Origin of the sequence: Argonema antarcticum A004/B2, assembly GCF_023333585.1 — a bacterium.
Classification (GTDB): domain Bacteria; phylum Cyanobacteriota; class Cyanobacteriia; order Cyanobacteriales; family Aerosakkonemataceae; genus Argonema; species Argonema antarcticum.
The window spans coordinates 1-18,999 of sequence record NZ_JAIQZN010000058.1 but is presented as its reverse complement, the minus strand read 5'-3'; the positions used below and the strand labels follow the sequence as shown (position 1 = coordinate 18,999).

The window sequence follows — 18,999 nt, the reverse complement described above, 5'->3', positions numbered from 1 at the left end:
GGCGACAGCACCAAACACAAATCTACTCATTTGGCAAGCATTACAATCGACTCTAACTGTGCTTTAGGGTAAAGCCTTAATCAAAAAGCGCTCTGCCCGTAATTGCCATTAAAACCAAACTTTAAACAGCCTCAAGAAAATACATAAATCCCATATTTACTATAGGAGACTTAATTAATGCCAGCGACCGACTTCAAAGACTATTACGCCGTACTAGGAATAAACAAGACCGCTAGCGCTGATGAAATCAAAAAGGTTTACCGCCGACTGGCACGCAAATACCACCCCGATATGAACCAAGGCAACAAAGAAGCCGAAGCTCACTTCAAGGAAGTCAGCGAAGCCTACGAAGTCTTGTCAGACTCAGACAAACGGAAAAAATATGACCAATTCGGTCAGTACTGGAAACAGGCCGGTCAAGGATGGCCATCGGGAGGAGGAGGCGCAGGCGTCGATCCCAGTGGCTTCGACTTTAGTCAGTACGGTAGTTTCGATGAATTCATCAATGAATTGCTAGGTCGCTTTGGCACCACAAGCCCTGGTGCGCCTGGACGTTCTGGGGGTCGCGCTTACACCTACCGTACCAACACGGGAGGCCCGACAGGCTTTAGCGGCTATAATGGTTTCGACGGATTTGAAAATCAGACAGGTCAAGCAACAGCCGCCGATAGAGAAGCAACCCTTAGCCTCAGCCTATCGGAAGCATTTAACGGTGTCCAAAAGCGCTTAGATTTAGGTACGGAAGTAGTAGACGTGCGGATTCCGCCTGGTGCCAAAACAGGTAGCCGCATTCGCCTCAAAGGCAAAGGCGCAGTCAGTCCCTACACCCAGCAGCGAGGCGATTTGTACTTAACGGTGGAACTGTTACCCCACTCGTTCTTCCAATTTGATGGCGAAAACCTAGTCTGCGAAGTGCCAATTACCCCAGATGAAGCCGTGTTGGGAGCCCAAATTGAAGTTCCAACCCCTGATGGTTCCGTAACGGTGAATGTTCCCGCCGGAATTCGTTCCGGTCAATCCCTGCGTCTGCGCGGCAAAGGATGGCCCAAACCCAAAGCTCAACGGGGCGACCAGATGGTGAAAATTGCGATCGTACCCCCCAAAGACCTCAGTCCGATCGATCGCGAGTATTACGAGAAAATCCGTACCGCACGCAGCTTCAATCCCCGCAGCGATTTAAAACAAATAAAATTATAGAGCATAGGTAGGTATGCGCTTTAGCCCTCTTATAGCCCTAAAGCGCATACCTACCCATAAGCCAATGGAACTAACTAGCAACTTGATTTATTACCTCCAGCAACTTCTCCACAGAAGCATTGGGGGAGAGAAAGGAAAACAAATGTTTAAAGCGGAGTTTTCCTTGCTTATCTAACACAAACTGTCCTGGTAAAGGCGCACCCAACGCCTGACCAACTTCATACGCACGAAAAACCCCACAGGCCCGATCGCTCAGTAAAGGCATTTTCAAGCCTAAGTCTTGCACGACTTTTTCGCTTTGTTGCCTATCTGTACTGGTAATCATCAAAATCTCAACACCCCGACCGCTAAACTGCTCGTAGTTTTCATTCAATGCTTTTATGTGGGGATAGCAAAGAGGGCAGTATTGCTTTTCAGTAAAGATGCGCGTAAAAGCTATTATAACAGGTTGCTTTCCTCTATAATCGGATAGCCTGACGGGACGTTTGTGAGTGATATCCGCAAGTTCAAAGTCTGGGGTGATTCCTCCCAGTTTCAGGCTATTACTGGCAGGAATAGGTAAAAAATTGTGGAAGAAGCGCTCATTTATTAAACCGCTAAAGTCAGTGGAAGTCAGCATAATATCATTTGAGATTTAAGATTATAAATTGAAAATGTCTGCCAGATAAACCCTGTTTATTGGCGTCTGATATCATTCGGCTTTAGTGCAAAAAATTCGTCTTCTCATATCTGCGTTTATCCCTCTTCATCTGCGTTAAAAATTTAACCAATGATGACAACAGATAACTTCTGGATATCGCTTATCTAATTGTATATAAAATATCAACCCCAACTCTACAAGCTTATAGGTTTAAGTTGCAGTATTAGGGTTGACATTTTATCCTGGTCTTTCGGAATCCGGCCTGCAAATGTTCGTTATGAACATTTTTGTAGGGACACGGCATCATAAATATGTCGGTCATACAAAAGATTTAAATATGCCGTGTCCCTACAACAGCATATTTGACACGAAAGAACCAATTAAACAGAGGCAAAGTAAACTTTGGACTTCACTGGGTCAGGTGTCATTGTTTTGTCACCCGGTTGCCAACCGGCGGGGCAAACTTCATCAGGGTGAGCCTGAACGTATTGAATGGCCTTCAGGGTTCTTAGGGTTTCCTCTACACTGCGACCAAAGGACAGGTTGTTGATGGTGGCGTGCTGAATGATACCTTGCTTGTCGATAATAAACAAGCCGCGCAGGGCTACTCCAGCTTCAGGATCGAGAACGTTGTAAGCAGCGCTGATTTCTTTCTTGATATCCGAAACCAGAGGATAATTCAGGTCGCCAACGCCGCCTGATTTGCGATCGCTTTGAATCCAAGCTAAGTGGGAAAATTCGCTGTCAACAGAGACGCCCAGGATTTCGGTGTTGATTGCTTTGAATTCGTTGTGGCGATCGCTAAAAGCTGTGATTTCCGTCGGGCAAACAAAGGTAAAGTCAAGCGGATAAAAGAACAATATTACATATTTACCGCGATAGTCAGACAGTTTAATCGTCTTGAATTCCTGATCGACCACAGCCGTTGCAGTAAAATCGGGAGCAGGTTGACCAACTCGAAGGCATCCTTCGGCTGCGTAAGTTAAGGGCATGAACGGATTCTCCTTATCCTTAAAATGACTGTCTATCGAGTTGTACACAATAGCAGTTGACACTCTGGGTCCCTTTAGGGACTGAGATTCTTTCTTCACAGGGAGTCCAATGACTTTACCCTCAGAAAGCTTGATTACCTACCAGTAAGGGCAACAACTGACTATTTACGAACTGTTAGAAACATATCATAACTCATAACGATTTTGAGTAGCAATGGATGATTTGGATACAAGAGAATGGCTGCTGACAAATGGTTTAGGCAGTTTTGCCAGTGGCACGGTAAGCGACGCTCGCACCCGGACTTATCACGGTTGGTTGATTGCTGCTCTCGATCCGCCCAGTCAGCGTACCCTGCTGCTGTCTCACTTGGAGGCAACGCTGGAAGTGGGGGGGCAAGTTTGGGCGCTAGGAACGAATTTTTGGTGGGATGGGACAATTGCCCCACGTGGCGATCGCTATCTGCGCTCTTTTGAGATTGACCCAGTACCTACATGGGTATGGAGTGGGGATAACTGGCAGCTGACGAGGCGGATGGTGATGCCTGATGGATTAGCGGGGGAGCGGGGCGGCAGCGAAGCCCAGGAGAATCCCCAGTTCTGTAACAGTATTTTGATTGAGTATCGTTATGAAGGTGGAGAAGTAGCGATTTTGAGGTTGCGACCGCTGATTGGCGATCGCAACTTTCACCACCAGCAATCAGCCGAACTAGGATTATGCTTTTCGCAATTTCTGGGCCAGCGGCAAGTCTGTCTGCAAGCGACTCGTCCCGATCGCGTGGGGACGCCTTGGCAGCTGCGCTGGAGTGACGGTGACTATCAACCAGAAGGAGTCTGGTACTGGGATTATCACTATCCTGAAGAGAAACGGCGGGGTTTAGGCTCAAGGGAAGACCTCTACAGTCCAGGCTACTTAACAATAACCCTGCCACCGGGAGACTCCCTCATCCTAGAAGCGCAAGTAGGATGGCCCAATGCAGAGGCCGATCGGCTTAGTCCTCTGGACTTTGAGCAAGCTGTGCAGGCAGAGGAGGAGAGGAGAGCGGGAGAGCGGGAGAACGAGAGAAGACGAGGGGGAGAGCGGGAGAAAATGTACATAATAATTCCCCCCACTCCCCCACTCCCCCACTCCCCCACTCCCCCGCTCCCCCACTCCTCCACTCCCCAATCCCCAGTCCCCAATATTTGGCGTCAGTTGCTGCAAGCGGGCGATCAATTTATCGTCTACCGCGCCTCCATTGCTGGCCCTACCATAATCGCTGGTTATCCCTGGTTTAATGATTGGGGACGGGATACGCTGATTGCCTTGCCCGGTTTAGCCCTGACAACTCAGCGCTTTGACTTAGCCAAAGGATTGCTGCAAACCTTCGGTCGTTACTGTAAGTCGGGTCTGATTCCCAATGCTTTCCCAGATTCTGGGGCTGAGCCATTCTACAACAGTATTGATGCTGCGCTTTGGTGGATAGAAATACTGGGACTTTACCTGGAAGTAACCCAGGATTGGGATTTCTTAGCCCAGCAATATCCCGTAGTGCGGCAGATCTACAAAGCCTTTTGTGGCGGTACTCTTTACAATATCCTCGTCGATGCTACTGATGGGCTGCTAAGTTGGGATGCGCCCGCCGTAGCGCTTACCTGGATGGATGTTGTGATTGACGGTCAACCCGTCACGCCGCGTCGCGGCAAACCAGTAGAAATCAACGCCCTCTGGTACTCAGCTTTGTGTTGGGCGACGCAGTGGGCCCAGCATTTGGCAAAAGAAACACCAGAGAAGCAGGAGAGCTTCAGTAACCAAGCGCAACGCTATGCCCAGCAAGCAGAACAGGTTAAGGCATCGCTGAAAAAGTTTTGGAATCCAGACCGAAGCTATTTTTACGATACGATCGAGCCGGATGGACAGCCCGATCCGGCAATTCGTCCGAATGCGGTTGTGGCACTTTCGCTGCATCATTGTGGGTTTGAGGAGCATCAAGCTCGTCAAGTATTGGAGGTGGCACGCTCGCGCCTTCTGACCCCCTACGGTTTACGCAGTCTCGACCCGTCTGACCCCGATTACATCGATCGCTATGCTGGAGACCCCATCCACCGAGACAGGGCTTACCATCAAGGCACTGTTTGGAGTTGGCTGATTGGCCCTTTTCTTGCTGCTTGGAAACGTTTCTATCCAGAAATACCCGTTCCCTTTGATTGGCAATCTTTAGTAGAACATTTCCAGCAACAAGCTTGCTTGGGTTCGGTTTCCGAAATTTTTGATGGCGATCCGCCCCACTCACCCCAGGGAGCCTTTGCCCAAGCATGGTCTGTAGCCGAAATTATCCGTCACTGGCATGATTGCTGAATATGAATAAATATGAATAGGGGGTAGGCAATGCTAACCCCCTACTTTATCAATGGCTCAGGTCGGAATTGAACCAACGACCTCAGGCTTATGAGTCCCGCGCTCTAACCAACTGAGCTACTGAGCCATAATTTTTAAGACAATTACAAGAATAACATACAGTTTTGAGAAATTGCTAGCCCCCTGAGAAAAAAAAGTGGGGAGTCAAACAACTCCCCAATTCGATCGCAGATATGATAGCTGCAAAACTATCAACGGCGGGATAGAAACGCCATCGGATTTACCGCTCCCCGTCCAGGCGAATGCAGCTCAAAGTGACAGTGGGGACCAGTACTGTATCCCGTACTGCCCATTGCCGCAATCTGTTGACCTTGCTCAACCGCTTGCCCCTCTTGCACGAAAATGCGGCTGTTGTGACCATAGCGAGTCAGACTGCCATCAGGGTGTCTAATGTCCACCAGATTTCCATAGCCACCAGAGTTCCAGCGTGCATACACTACGACGCCAGGAGCAGATGCCACAATCGGCGTTCCAGTAGGAGCTGCTATGTCAATCCCCTTGTGCATCCGTCCCCAGCGGCGGCCATAGCCTGAAGTGAGGACTCCTCTTGCTGGCCAGTTATACCCGTTCAAGTTCTGGTTTAAACCACCAGGGAGATAGTTATCCGGGCCGGGAAGGGGGGGTAACTCTGGAGCCACCATCCTTGGTGCGGGTTGGTTGTAAGGCTGATATGCCTCCGGCCCTATTGGGGCGGTAGCGACCAGCTGTTGCTGCCTTTTCGCAGGAGCTATAGCACGTTCCGCAACCGGAATCTGAATTGAACTCTGTTGGGATGGCCCTCTTCCAGATCGTCTTTGAATTTCTGCCTGCAACGTCTCGTTATACCGATTTGGATTATAGTCCCGATTGACGGGGGTAGAGGATGTCAAGGACGGGCGCGATTCCGGAGACGAATTCAGCGGCGTGACTGCTGGCGTCGGCGTTACAGCTGGCGTCGGATTTGGGGTTGCATAGGGCTGACGCATTGACGTTACGCGCTGCAATACATCGCTGCCTTGCTGGTGTCGATACTGCTCGCGCAGTTGCAAAATTTCAGCCCGCAAGCGCTCGACGTAGAGATTATCTTCCTGTTTTGAATTGGCTTGAGACTCCTGGTTAGGCTCATTCTCAGCAAACAGAGAGGGTTCTCCTGGAGGTGTGGGTAACTGGAAGTCTTTCCCATTAACAGCTCCAGCAGTCTGCTTTGTCCTTGATAGGTGTTCGGGAACCTCATATTTGGCACCCTTAAACCCGGGCGGAACGGCGTCTGTTCCCAACGAGGTAGAAGCTGACTCTGTCGCTATGCTGGGAGTCCAATTCGCTGGAGGCACGGTAGGAATTGAGATCCCATCTCGGCTGGAACCTGGTGCCAAGGCTGTGACGATCGGTACGTTGGGCTTTGAGGACGCACTTGAGCGATTCAAAGCCGCAAAATTTGGTGATATTGGCTCAGACTCAGAGGAGTCTAAGGCTAACTGACTGGATGTAACCCCGACGGACTGGGCTTGAGGTATTGAAATTAGTTGTGCAATCTGAATGCGATTCGGGTTGTTTAGCTCGTTCGCTTTGGCTAGCAGCGTCGGGGCGATCCCGTAATTGCGAGCGATCGCATCTACCGTATCCCCTGGCTTCACCTGGTAAACCATTGTCGGTGCCGATACCGCTGGCTGGGGCAGGACGGTCGCTGACCAAGCCTCTGCCCCACTCACCCGGCCTGAGTCAGCTTGTGTTGCTGTGGCTACTGCTGGCTCAACAGCTGCCACTTTAGGTTGCCAATCAGAAAGCCCTACAGAAGCAGGGGCTTGTTCTATTACGGGTTTCAAGTCTCCAGTAACTGCAACTGGCGCAGTCGGCTCAGCTACTTGAGCCGATGTATTTCCTAACTCCTCAGACTTCCACTCCGCCAGACTCGCTCTCAAACGGTTCGATGACTCTCTCAGACGGTTGAGTGCAACTGCTTCTTTTGCTTTTAAAAGGTTATTTACATTACCGGCTGCTGTAGCAGATTCGCTGACCGGCAAAGTTGTAGATGCTTCTGTTGTCGCCCTGGGCCCTAATTGATTTTGTCCGACACTATAAGATTCCGAGTCTGTAGCAACACTCTCGCGAGTTTTGAAATCGTGACCGATTCCACTGATTTTTGGCGTTACACTCAAAGGCTCAACCTCGTAAGCCTTTTGGGAAGGGTTTAACGTGATGTTTTCTGTCGCCGTAGACTCTTTAGCTGCACTCGTCCCTATTCCAGTTGGTTGCCATTCTTGTGCTTTGTGTTCCAGTACCAGCGGTTTTGGCATTGCAACTTCTGTTGCTTCTTGTGCTGGTATCGCTTCTGGAGTTGTAGCACTCGCTGCTGCGATCTCTTTTACCTCTTGAGATCCTGCTGCTAGCGTTCCCTCTGCTGTGGCTGATGGAACTGTTGATAAAGCGCTGCTAGCCATAGGTTCTGCGGCAATAGCACTCTCGCTCTGCTGTGGTATTAACAGGCTAGACGCACCCATTGAGATAGCTAAGCCAATCATGGCAGCAGAGGTGCGAGCCCGACGATTAACCTCTGGTGGAATTGGTTTAAGCTGTCCCACCATTGCCGAATTGTCTACCTCACAGGCAGGAATAGCTGGATTAATTTTTTGCGTCAATGCTCGTTTCAAAAAACGACCTCCTACGATCACTAGCGTTTAACTGTCCCTGATGGATGCCGTCTACGTTTACCTGTCAATGACTGCGATCACTTCCCGAAACGGATCGCGATCGCTTGAGGTAAACATACTTAGGCAAGGTTACCCTGGTTTTTGATTTTAGACAAGTTTACAAAACTTTAAAAAATTTGCCTACCATTTTTCGCTTACCAGAGTCGCCCTTGTGACACTTTGACAAAGCGAAGATTTTGGCACTCCTGTGAAACCGCCAGGAGATTCGCGCATTAGCTTCGTCACAATGGTGCCGCAGGCATGGGCCCCGTTGTAGTTCAGACACACCATCAATCAATAAGAAACAAGATTTTTCCTGAAAAGACAATATGGGCAACCAGATCTTTTTTGTCGCGATGTTTGTAGCACACCCTTCGAGATCGCAACACAGTGCTGGTTTTAACACAGGTATAACCAATTAAGAGCGAAAGAACAACCGTAGAATTCGGTAGGCTCTTCGAGTGGTATACGCGATCGCTATAAGTAATCAAGCGCAAAGAGGATTAATTGTGGAACAAGATACTACATTTTTTCGTTCATTGAGAACCAACTTATGTAAAATTGAATAATATCTATCAATCCAATCGGCGCTGGCAAGAGAGATTGCCATATAAATTTCTTATCGTAGCCAGACGAATACCTTTCCTGAGATAGGTGCATAATTTTGAGCCCCTTTGAGTAATAAGCGTGTCGATTTTTTTGACTACCTCTATAGTCGTAAGGTCTTCAGCCCCATCCGGATACTCAATAAACTTATATGTTTATATATAAATACAGTGTTGATTAATTGCACTTCTGGTTCTTAGAGAAAGTGGGATAAAATTTATCCCAGGTAGCCGAGTTGCCGTCTGGCCTCAAATAGACCGATCGCAGCACTGACAGAAAGATTTAAGCTGCGAACTCCCGGCTGGGTCATGGGTATGCACACAGTTTCCTCACAAGCTTTCAGTACGTCTGGGGGTAGTCCTGCGGTTTCGGTGCCAAACAAAAGCCAGTCATCATTTTGAAATTGACAGCGAACATAACTACAACGTCCTGAAGCGCTGAAGCCAATCCATCGTCCCCCGCGTTGCTTGTGGAAAGCTTGAAAATCTGACAGGGATTCGTGGTAATGCAGGTCAACGTAGGGCCAGTAGTCCAAACCGGCTCGTTTGAGGTAGCGATCGCTGATTTCAAAGCCCAGCGGCCCTACTAAATGCAGCGCTGTGCCCGTTGCAGCGCAAGTTCGGGCAATATTGCCAGTATTGGGTGGAATTTGTGGATTAATCAGGACAACAAACGGCATGAGACGTAAAATTAATCGAAATCCAACAATTAGAACGTAACATCGATCATCTAAAATCTATCGTAGGACAGAGGCCACCTATATATATTTTTAATAATAAGTTAGACAACTCAATTGATTTAATATTCTGATGAGTCGAGGGGCTAGGAAAGTCAAAAGTCAAAAATCAAAAGAAGGATTCTTCCCTCTTCCCTAGCCCCTAGCCCCTAGCCCCTTTCTTATTTCTTATTTCTTCTTTTGACTTTTGACTTTTGACTTTTGACTTTTATAGCCCCTAGCCCCTCTTCCCTAAGCTACTAGAAGCTGGCACAATTTATCTTCTAGCTCTTGTTCTTGCAAAAGGGTTGCTTGAATAGCTTGAGCGATAATGCGTCGAGTGTCCAGACCTTGTTCGTGTAGTTTTAACCACTGAATCGCAGTGTTGCCTTCTCGAAGGATTTTTTTCAGGGGTGAAAGGAAACAGCCGAAGCCTTGTTTTTTGGCAAAAGGCGAGACTTCCTGGTAAATTTCCATAATCCAATCTCGTGCCAGAATTTCTCTGCCATCTTGCCAATGTCTGAGGGAGGCATCCAGACTCTGCTTTGCGGCGGCGACTTCGTTAGCATCGGCGATCGCAATTAAGTCTTCGGAAGACAGTAGACTTTTTTCTAGGGGGTCGAGACTGGGGTCAGCCATCAGCTGGCACAGACGAGCTTCTAAGAGAGCTGTAACTGCCAGCAGGCCGATCGGATCTACAATTAAGTCGCAGATTCTCAGTTCCAGGCGATTGAGATCGTAGGGGCGGCGGTTGCCATTCGGTCGGACAGACGACCACAGGTGGCGGACATTTTGCATTGTACCGGCGGCTAGCTGGTCTTCTGTCCACCGGATAAAGTGAGCGTGGCTTTCAAAGAGAGGAACATCTGCGGGGGTTTTCGGGAAAAGTCCCCAGCGGGTGGAGTGATATCCCGTAGGACGACTATCCAGAAATGGGGAAGAAGCAGTTAAGGCTAAGTACAGGGGTGCTTCCAGGCGAATGAGACGAATTGCCCGCATTAGAGCTTCTGGATTGCGGATGCCAATATTAATGTGGATGCTGGCAGTGACGACGTTGGTGCCGTAAGTGTTTTCGATGTAGCTGTGGTAGGGGTTATTGGGGTCGGAACGATAAAAGCGATCGCTTCCACCCAAAGAAAGCGTACTTCCCGGAATGATGGTATAGTCTCCCAAACGCTGTAAGTACGATCGCAGTCGCTGCCGAGGACGCACCAAAGCACACAACAATCGATCGTAGGAACACAACGGAGCAGTAGTATATTCCACATTGCGACTATCTGGCTCTGTCACAAATCCGTCCAGGTCTGCCACAATCTTGTCCGAGAGGCCCACAATATTTCCTTGTGGCGTCCCAGTGTACATCTCAACTTCAAAGCCTTTAGATAGCAGCACGGTTTCTCCTTTACTAGGGACTTTCTTGCTAGGGGTTAGGGACTAGGGACTTTCTTGCTAGAAAAGTCAAAAGAAAAAGGAACGAAGAAATTGCCCACTCCCCCACTCCCCCACTCCCCCGCTCTCCCACTCTCCCACTCTAGGGACTTTCATCCCGCCGCTAAACTGAATACAGTTATAGCCGGGGACAACAGGAGCGAGTAGTTAAAAGCCTATCGAGTCTAACTAATTTCAGCCCGGTTATATGGATTGTGTAGATATTGTTTTGGGCTGTTTGGGTGAATATTTCACTAAAATAATTCTATCATCGATCTTTTCCTGATTATCCCCACCTTAAGTAAGGTGAGGACACTTCCCGATCGCTTGTTAAAGGTAGTACTGGCGGTAGACGGCAGTGGCGGCACGATGAAGTAAAGAGTGTCGGTAAACGAGGCCCTTGAGGTCATCCGCATAACCACCGCCAATTACGCAGGCGACGGGATAGCCAGCGGCGACGCAGGTACTCAAAACTTGCATTTCGCGACAGAATATGCCGGTGTCTGTGAGGCATAATTTACCTAAGCGATCGCCTGCATGAGGATCGACCCCAGCATCGTACAAAACTAAATCCGGCTTTACCTGGGAAAGTAAGTCGGGGAGATACTGGGCCAAAGTTTGCAGATAGGCATCGTCTTCCATCCCAACTGGTAAAGGAACATCGAGATCGCTTTGTTGCTTAGTGCCCGGAAAGTTCACTTCGCAGTGCATGGAGAAAGTGAAAACACTCTTGTCATTTTGGAAGATAAATGCTGTGCCGTCGCCTTGATGAACATCTAAATCCACAATCAGAATTTGGCGGACAAGTCCCATCTTTTGCAGAAGGCGGGCGGCAATGGCTAAATCGTTAAAAATACAAAAACCAGAGCCATAATTGGGAAAGGCGTGATGAGTTCCTCCAGCGGTGTTGCAAGCTAAACCCTGAGTTAGTGCCAGCTCGGCTGTGAGGATAGTGCCGCCTACAGCAACACAGGTACGATTCACCAGTGCTGGACTCCAGGGCAATCCGATCCGCCGCTGCGCTTTGGCGTCAAGCGTTCCTTCGCAGTAAGCCCGGACGTAATCGTAGCTGTGGACTAATTCTATCCACTCTGGCGGTGGACGTTTGGGTGTGTGGAATTGTTCTGGTACGGCAACGCTAGAGGCTAACAACAGTTCGTAGAGTTGCCGAAATTTCCTCATGGGGAAGCGATGCCCTTCTGGAAGCGGTGCGATGTAATCTGGGTGATATACCAGTGGCAAATCCATTACAGATTTGTCAAGGTGGGTTTATCTATAATTGCGATCGATCCCAAAACATCCTCCTTAAGTCGGCTCTGACAAAATTTTAATTTAATTAACTTCAACCAACCTATCCACCTATGTTTTCAAGCACAGCACAAAGTGAAACGATACAGACTTTGACATAAACTGAAATTGCCTGACATAACCCGTGGCAATTGTGGTATTTTAAGCTTACTCAACTTGGAAAAAAAATCAACCAAAACTCTTTTTGAAAAAAATGATCCACCCCCACACAGAACTCCGTTATATAAACAAATTGATAGGATACGGCGTATTCGCAACAAAATTTATTCCCAAAGGTAGTATTACTTGGGTATTAGATGATTTAGATCAAAGGTTTGAGCCATCCTATATATGGTCGCTCAACCCGATTCTCAGAGAAAAATTAATTAAATATTGTTATCGCGATAACCAGGGTACATATATATTATGTTGGGACATTGCCAAGTTTGTCAATCATAGCTTTAATTCCAGCTGCGTCGGTACAGCGTATAAATTTGAATTAGCAGCCAGGGATATTCATCCAGGAGAAGAATTGACCGATGACTATGGATATTTGAATTTGGACAAACCTTTCTATTGCTTGCACGAAACCAATAGTTCTAGGACAAAGGTAATGCCTGACGATCTTTTACACTATTATCCAGAGTTGGATCGAAAAGCATCTGAAGCGATGAAAGATTTCAACCACGTTGAACAACCGTTGAAAAAATTGATTGGCAATAAATTCATAGATAAAATTAACGCAGTTGCCGAAGGAAAAGAACAGATGGACTCGATTCTTAACGTTTATTACGATCGCTCTAAAAAATTAAAATTAGTTGGTTGACTTAGTGATGAATTTGTAATTTTTACTCTTGCCTATTAACTGTAATTATACCTATGTCATACTTTAATTCTGTTTTGCATCTACTGCTAGGAAAAAAAACCATGCAGGATACAGCCCCAAAATCACCACCGCGTCGCAGGCGAAATATTTCTACTGTAAAATCCATTGGCTCGCGATTATTTGTTTCGGTTTTAGGCGGTACGTTGGTGGGATTAGGATGCGCGTCTTACTTCTTCTACCAAGAACTTATCAAACAGGCACGAGCCGAATTAATGGCGAGCTTAGAAGTAAAAGCTCAAAACTTAGAGGGCAGTTTAAATAGTTTTGAAAACTCAGCCAAGCTGGTTGCAGATGCTGCAACCACACTCTATGAAGCAGGAGAAAGACGCGAACAAGTTTATGTTAATTTAATTGGTCGTTCTTTGAAAACCTTACCGCTGGGAACCGGGCTTGGTTTTGGTCAGCCACCACAAAAACGTTTAATTATTCCCGCACGAAAGTATGCTTATCCTTTTGCAATTAGGGGGAAGGATGGTAAAGTAACTGCTAAGGGCGGAGATTCTAGCCCAGACGACTATCAAGAAATCTATTTTACAGAGCCAATTAAGGCAGGTAAGCCTATTTGGCTCGAACCAATTTCTTATTTAGAAACAACGGTAGACCCTCCCGAACAAACCGTGAGTACAAGTTACTCATTACCATTTTACAACCAGAAAAAAGAGTTGCTGGGTGTGCTGGCTCAAGATTTAGAATTGGGGTTTCTCAGTGAGAAATTATCAAAGCCAGTGATGAGGGAAAATGGATATTTTGTGCTGGTGAGTGCTAAAGGCAATCTAATTGCTTATCCACCCAATTCTGAATTAGCTCTGAAATTAAAGCCATTTCCCCAAATTAGTAACTATTCTCAATTGTGGCAACAAATCCAAAAAAATATCCAGTCAAAAACTACAAATAGTGGCATTATATCTTGGCAGAATGCTGAAGGTAAACGAGAGTTTTGGGCTTACAGGAAAATTTCTAATAATAATTGGGTATTGCTGGCATCTGTACCTAAGTGGGTTATTATTGGCCCATTGTTACAATTCACATTGATTGGGACTCTATTGGCAGCTTTGGGTGCATCGCTCGTCCTCGCTGTGGTAGTTGCTTTGTTTGTGAAACGCTTAAATCAACGTCTCCAGCCAATTATGGATGAGTGTAGTTTATTGGCTGAAGCTAGTCCAAAAAGTGAAGAATTGATGAGTCGGGAAGACGAAATTGGGCAACTGACTATATCGTTCTATAATTTGTTGGGACAGGTAACTGTAAATGAGAAGCGGTTACGAAAAGAAATGGACAAATCGGCTAAAGCTTACCAGGCTTTGAAACAAGCGCAAGCTCAACTGATTCAGACTGAAAAAATGTCTGGTTTAGGTCAGTTAGTTGCTGGTGTGGCACATGAAATTAATAATCCGATTAACTTTATTTACGGTAACCTTCCTCACGCCAGCAACTACACACAAGATTTAATTAGATTGATCGAGCTTTATCAGCGTAAATATCCGAACCCTGACCCAGAAATTGAAGACCTCACAGAAGAAATTGAGCTAGATTTTCTGGTGGAAGATTTAGAGAAAATGCTTACTTCAATAAGTATGGGTGCGAATCGTATTCGGGAGATTGTGCTGTCATTACGCAATTTTTCTCGCTTTGATGAGGCTGATATGAAAGATGTCAATATCCACGAAGGAATTGACAGCACTTTGCTGATTCTGCAAAACAAATTTAAGGCTACACCGACACATTCCGCGATTGAATTAGTTAAAGAGTACGGCAATCTCCCTTTAGTCGAGTGTTACGCGGGTCAGCTAAATCAGGTGTTTATGAATATCCTCAGTAATGCTATTGATGCTATGGAAAAGGTAAGATGCAACGCGGAAGAGGGAAGAGAAAACTTTACGCCTACGCTTACTATTCGCACTGAGGTTAAAACTGGGGGGTCTGATTCTAGTCAACCTCGCGCTGTGATTAGGATTAAGGATAATGGGTGCGGGATTCCTTCTGAACACCAAAGCAAGTTATTTGACCCTTTCTTCACTACAAAACCTGTAGGTAAAGGTACTGGTTTGGGGCTATCTATCTGCTATCAAATTGTGGTCGAAAAGCACAAGGGTGAGTTGAGGTGCGTTTCTGAAGTTGGGGAAGGAACAGAGTTTTTTATTGAAATCCCAATTTATCAAACGAAACCGATGAGTAAGATTTTGTAGGGATTTAAAGAATAGGAAAGTGTTATCGACGGCGCTTTTGGCCCAGGATTATTAGGGCGATCGCAACCGGAATAATTCCAGCAGCTATACTCCAAAAGAAGGCAGATGTCAAGGAAATTGTATCTTTGGGCTGAGGCTGAGGTAGTTGGGTTGATATAATCGTGGCGGTAATGCCGCTGGTTGCCAGTCCGAAAGTAGCTAGAGCTATGGTAGTGTTGAGAGTGCGATCGCGTTCCGCCTGCGTAACCTCCACAATTCCTCGAATCGTATCGATATATCGTTCTCGCACCCTCAAACCAGGACTTAGACTAGCATGATCTTGTTCGATTTGCCCTTGATATTTCGACGCCACAGACTCGCCAAATTCTTCTAGAGAATTCAGTTTAGTAAGTCCAAGTTCGTTATTAGCTGTATCTTTAATTTTACCCAGCCGGGTTTGGTAATTTTTCAGGTTAGTTTTGAGAGTTTGCAACTGCAATGCTAAACTTTCCAGTCCGGCTGTATGCTTAGATAGAATTAACAGATTTTTGTGCAAATCTATTTTTATTTGTTGCAAATCCGTATAAGCCAAATTCATTTCTGGTAAGTAAACTTTAATTGCTGGAATTATTGAAGCGCGAGGAAATAAATCTTCTTCTTCCAGTAACTTTTTCACAATTCTACTATTGCTATAAGCCCAGATAATTTTATGACGATAGTAGAACAACCACAGCCACTCATAATAAAAAGCGGCGAATCTTTCCATCGTTTTCTTGTAAGGACAGATACAAATCAATACCAAGTCATTGTCTTCAACTTTTCTCCAATCTTGTGAATGCTGCCACACTTCAAAAATAGAACTGCCCAAAAAGTAGTTTACCTGTTTTAAATTTGGGTCTTGCTGAGTGCCTTTAAAAGCTTTATACGCTTCCTTAGCTGCCTTTTCGCGATCGCTATCCGCCGAATAGTGTGAGTAGCCCAAAATCAGCCAAGTTCTGCCGATATTCGCCTGTACCTCCAGCTTTTGCCGGAATTTATGGAAACAACTGACATCTTGCGGCTTATCCTCATCCTTAGTAAAACAGGAAACCAGCAGACTATCCGTTTCGCCCAAACAAATGCGCTGATAGAAACCGTGGACATCATCAACTAAAAACGGATAATATCGTTCCGAATTATCTGCTTCTGAGGGAACTTTCAGACGATTACGCAAAACTTCCCAGGATTTTTGCTGGCTGGTTTCCTTGCCTTCTGGCTTTTCTTCCAGGTTATAGGCAAATAGAATTAAGTGGGGATAGATTAACAAGTTCTGCACGCAAATTCTGCCCAATTATGTACAGGATACTCTGTTATTACAAGACCTTCAGGCGGATTTTTCTGAAATTCATTGTAAGATGCTTCGGCTTTTTTTCTAGGGGTTTCCTGAAAAATATTATTGAAGCGGTCAAATGATTCTTCGACAACAGAAGCGTGGTGTGAACTATTCTCAAGTTCGTTGTTAGCGACATTGGAAGCTTCGCTTAGACTTCCGCTAGGAAAAATCTTGTCTTTTGGATTAGCGTGATATCCTTCCATAAAAAAATCGTAAGCATCATCATAAAGTTGCCAGAACTTCTCGTGCTGTCCTAACTTTCTCAGACGAGATACAGTTGAAACAGGATCGGTTATGAAGGTTCGATCTACTAAAGGTGCAGATTCAGAAGAAGGTAATTTCACAAGGGCTACTAAAAAAGCTTGCTTGGTGATGGGATCGTCTGTTTCTTTCATATTCAAGCACGTTAGGGATTAACTTTGCCAGTCAGTGTAAATCCAGCCCAGAAATACGGGTGCTGATAAGGTGGTTCGCTTGAGTTCATTTTATCCGAATTTTTTTGACTATTTCTAGCGAGGCTGCCCAGGCGTTGCCAGCACTGATAGTCGGTCTCCTGCATTTCATCTGTTGCTAGTTTGGCATACCATTTGGCAAGTTGGGCGTAGGTGACGGTGCGAAGCCAGTTTTGGGCTAGTTTGAGGGCGGCAGTGGGAGTCGCGCCTGCTTTGAAGAATTGGTAGAAGCGAATTACAATCAGGGCGCTGGAGATTTCGTCAACAGTCCAGAGAGTGCTGAGGACGTAGGATGCACCCTGGCGCAGAAAGCCGCTGACTAAGCCAACGTATTCGGTGGTGATGGTTTGGTTTCCGGTAATAGCGGTTTCGCAAGCAGAAAGACTGATGAGTTCATAGCCGCTAAAGGATGTTTTGGCAATTTCTGCTAGGGTGAGTTTATCGTCGCCGGATAAGGCTAGGGCTGACTGACTGGGATTGTTGAAATTGTAAGTGCCGTGTCCGGTAAAGTGAAAGATGGTGTGAGCTTTTTTCAGTTCTGTTTCTACTTGTGCTAGGGTGGCATTGGCGTCAGCAATGCGAGTGGGGTTGGCAAACATTTGGCTGATGACACTAGATTCAATTTCGGCAAATAGGAGAGGTTTTAATCCTGTGCTTTGGGGATGTTCGATGCTTAGTAGTTTTGGCGATAAATCGGTAAGGTTAGCAGCGGATGTAAGGGAGAGATTTTTGCCAATTTGGGCGCTAGGCAAGTAGGTAATGGTGAAGTTATTGGAAAAGAGGGCGTGAAGGGGAAAGCGGTGTAAGTCTTGGTGGGGAATTAAGATTAACTTAGTGATTCCGGTAAGTGCGGATTCAATTGCTGGGATATCGAGAATTTGGCTTAGGTGGGATAGCATTTTGGGCAAGTTGTCGCGCCAGGAAACCCCACCCCAACCCTCCCCGCCTGCGGGGAGGGGGCCGGAGGGGGAGTAGGAGGGGGAGTAGGAGGGGGAGTAGGAGGGGGAGTAGGGGAGGGAGTAGGGGAGGGAGTAGGAGGGGGTGGGGGAGGCGGACTCCGATTTGTCCCCCTCCGTGGACGGGGGGGTTAGGGGGGGTAATAGCGCTTGATTCAAAGTGAGAGACTCCGATTTGTCCCCCCCCGTGGACGGGGGGGTTAGGGGGGGTTTCTCTTTGCGATATCCCTCGTATTGTTGATTCCAATCTTTTACCCAGTCTTCAAATTTGACTAGCCGACTCAGAAACCCGGTTTCTAATCCCAAAACAATCGGTGTTGGTTCGCCATATTTGATGATAAAAGTGGTGAGGGCGCAGGGGCTGATGTGCCAGTAGACGGCGGCTGTTGTGGGATTTAAAATTTGTTGTATTTCGGCATATTTGGGTGAGGTAATCTCATCGGTGTAGGCATAGAGTAGCCAATATAAACAGGCATTTTTTCCGGCTTCTGCGGTTTCTAATGCTTCTATGAGTTGCCCGGATTGTACGGCAATATCAACAGTTAATTGTTGGAAAGTGTAAAATTTGAGCGCGAGTTGCTTTTTCTGACCAGGACTTTGGGATTCAGCTAGCAAGCGGCGCAACAAGTCTGTGCCGCGTCGCTGTAATTCTTTGGCTTTAGCGGTTTCCTGCAAACCCAACAAAGCGCGAATCAGAGATTGCAAAACCTTTAAATGCAATTCAGGAAAATCTGCTTCAGTGAGAGTTTTCAACGCTTCGTTATATTCGGCTACAGCTTTGCGCCAATACTCGTGGGGATTTGCATCTCCTCGCCCTTTAAAATAGTGAGCGTTGCCAATAGCACGGTGCAATTTGCCCCAGCCTTCTGGGTGGGTGTCTTGGTGGCAAAACTTCAAACCTTCCTGATAGCTTGCCAATTGACCCTCATAGCCTCGCTGGTTCAAAGCGGGGTTTCGGGTGGCTGGTGCAGAGGCAATTAAAGCAGCAGCTATTGGGTTATAGTTAACTGAACTTCCGGCTGCATTGCCTCGGTTAATCCAGGCTTCGTGGTCGTCGGGTAAGAATTCGATCGCTTTATCGTAGCTAGCGATAGCATCTTCATATCTTCCTAAGTTATACAGCGCAACGCCCCGGTTAAACCAGGCTTTGTGGTAGTCGGCTTTGAATTCGATCGCTTTATCGAAGCTGGCGATAGCATCTTCATATCTGACTAAGTTATCCAGCGCAACGCCCCGGTTATA

13 protein-coding genes and 1 tRNA gene are annotated in these 18,999 nt (G+C 46.7%); 4 read left to right on the top strand and 10 right to left on the bottom strand.

Annotated elements, in window-relative coordinates; genetic code table 11:
• Window positions 1-177 precede the first annotated feature (177 nt).
• A complete protein-coding gene (locus LAY57_RS22445; RefSeq protein WP_249069083.1) occupies window positions 178-1,197 on the top strand; it encodes a DnaJ C-terminal domain-containing protein in 1,020 nt (339 codons plus the stop codon).
• 70 nt (window positions 1,198-1,267) lie between these two features.
• Here the strand turns inward: LAY57_RS22445 and LAY57_RS22440 are convergent, their stop codons facing one another.
• Window positions 1,268-1,816: a peroxiredoxin family protein gene (locus LAY57_RS22440; protein WP_249069082.1), complete on the bottom strand. Its 549-nt coding sequence runs from the start codon at window positions 1,814-1,816 to the stop codon at window positions 1,268-1,270.
• Window positions 1,817-2,217: 401 nt separating this feature from the next.
• Window positions 2,218-2,829: a peroxiredoxin gene (locus LAY57_RS22435; RefSeq protein ID WP_249069081.1), complete on the bottom strand. Its 612-nt coding sequence runs from the start codon at window positions 2,827-2,829 to the stop codon at window positions 2,218-2,220.
• A gap of 214 nt (window positions 2,830-3,043) precedes the next feature.
• Here LAY57_RS22435 and LAY57_RS22430 point away from each other — a divergent pair, with 214 nt between their 5' ends.
• The gene (locus LAY57_RS22430) at window positions 3,044-5,164 is read left to right on the top strand and encodes an amylo-alpha-1,6-glucosidase (RefSeq protein WP_249069080.1); all 2,121 of its coding nucleotides are present in this window, start codon (window positions 3,044-3,046) and stop codon (window positions 5,162-5,164) included.
• A gap of 53 nt (window positions 5,165-5,217) precedes the next feature.
• Here LAY57_RS22430 and LAY57_RS22425 read toward each other — a convergent pair.
• From LAY57_RS22425 to LAY57_RS22405, 5 genes are all read right to left on the bottom strand, one after another.
• Window positions 5,218-5,291: transfer RNA gene (locus tag LAY57_RS22425), tRNA-Met, on the bottom strand.
• A 124-nt stretch (window positions 5,292-5,415) separates the two neighbouring features.
• Window positions 5,416-7,851 (bottom strand): peptidoglycan DD-metalloendopeptidase family protein, encoded by a 2,436-nt coding sequence (locus LAY57_RS22420; RefSeq protein ID WP_249069079.1) that lies wholly within the window; start codon window positions 7,849-7,851, stop codon window positions 5,416-5,418.
• A gap of 862 nt (window positions 7,852-8,713) precedes the next feature.
• A complete protein-coding gene (locus LAY57_RS22415; protein WP_249069078.1) occupies window positions 8,714-9,175 on the bottom strand; it encodes a tRNA (cytidine(34)-2'-O)-methyltransferase in 462 nt (153 codons plus the stop codon).
• Between the two features lie 288 nt (window positions 9,176-9,463).
• Window positions 9,464-10,603, bottom strand: a complete 1,140-nt coding sequence (gene gshA, locus LAY57_RS22410) for a glutamate--cysteine ligase (protein WP_249069077.1) — start codon at window positions 10,601-10,603, stop codon at window positions 9,464-9,466.
• 366 nt (window positions 10,604-10,969) lie between these two features.
• On the bottom strand, window positions 10,970-11,887 hold the full coding sequence (locus LAY57_RS22405) for a histone deacetylase family protein (protein WP_249069076.1): 918 nt from the start codon (window positions 11,885-11,887) through the stop codon (window positions 10,970-10,972).
• Window positions 11,888-12,140: 253 nt separating this feature from the next.
• On the opposite strand from LAY57_RS22405, the gene LAY57_RS22400 reads away from it, so the two are divergent.
• Together LAY57_RS22400 and LAY57_RS22395 are read left to right on the top strand one after the other, a co-directional pair.
• A complete protein-coding gene (locus tag LAY57_RS22400; protein ID WP_249069106.1) occupies window positions 12,141-12,752 on the top strand; it encodes an SET domain-containing protein in 612 nt (203 codons plus the stop codon).
• Between the two features lie 101 nt (window positions 12,753-12,853).
• The gene (locus tag LAY57_RS22395; RefSeq protein WP_249069075.1) at window positions 12,854-14,998 is read left to right on the top strand and encodes a sensor histidine kinase; all 2,145 of its coding nucleotides are present in this window, start codon (window positions 12,854-12,856) and stop codon (window positions 14,996-14,998) included.
• A gap of 22 nt (window positions 14,999-15,020) precedes the next feature.
• Here the strand turns inward: LAY57_RS22395 and LAY57_RS22390 are convergent, their stop codons facing one another.
• From LAY57_RS22390 to LAY57_RS22380, 3 genes are all read right to left on the bottom strand, one after another.
• Complete coding sequence (locus tag LAY57_RS22390; protein WP_249069074.1) at window positions 15,021-16,292, bottom strand: hypothetical protein; 1,272 nt, start codon at window positions 16,290-16,292, stop codon at window positions 15,021-15,023.
• Window positions 16,277-16,744 carry a hypothetical protein gene (locus tag LAY57_RS22385; protein WP_249069073.1) on the bottom strand — a complete coding sequence of 156 codons (468 nt, stop codon included), beginning with the start codon at window positions 16,742-16,744 and terminating at the stop codon, window positions 16,277-16,279. Before LAY57_RS22385 ends, LAY57_RS22390 begins: the two co-directional genes overlap by 16 nt.
• An 11-nt stretch (window positions 16,745-16,755) precedes the next feature.
• On the bottom strand, window positions 16,756-18,999 hold a 2,244-nt coding region (locus tag LAY57_RS22380; RefSeq protein WP_249069072.1), incomplete at its 5' end, for a CHAT domain-containing protein.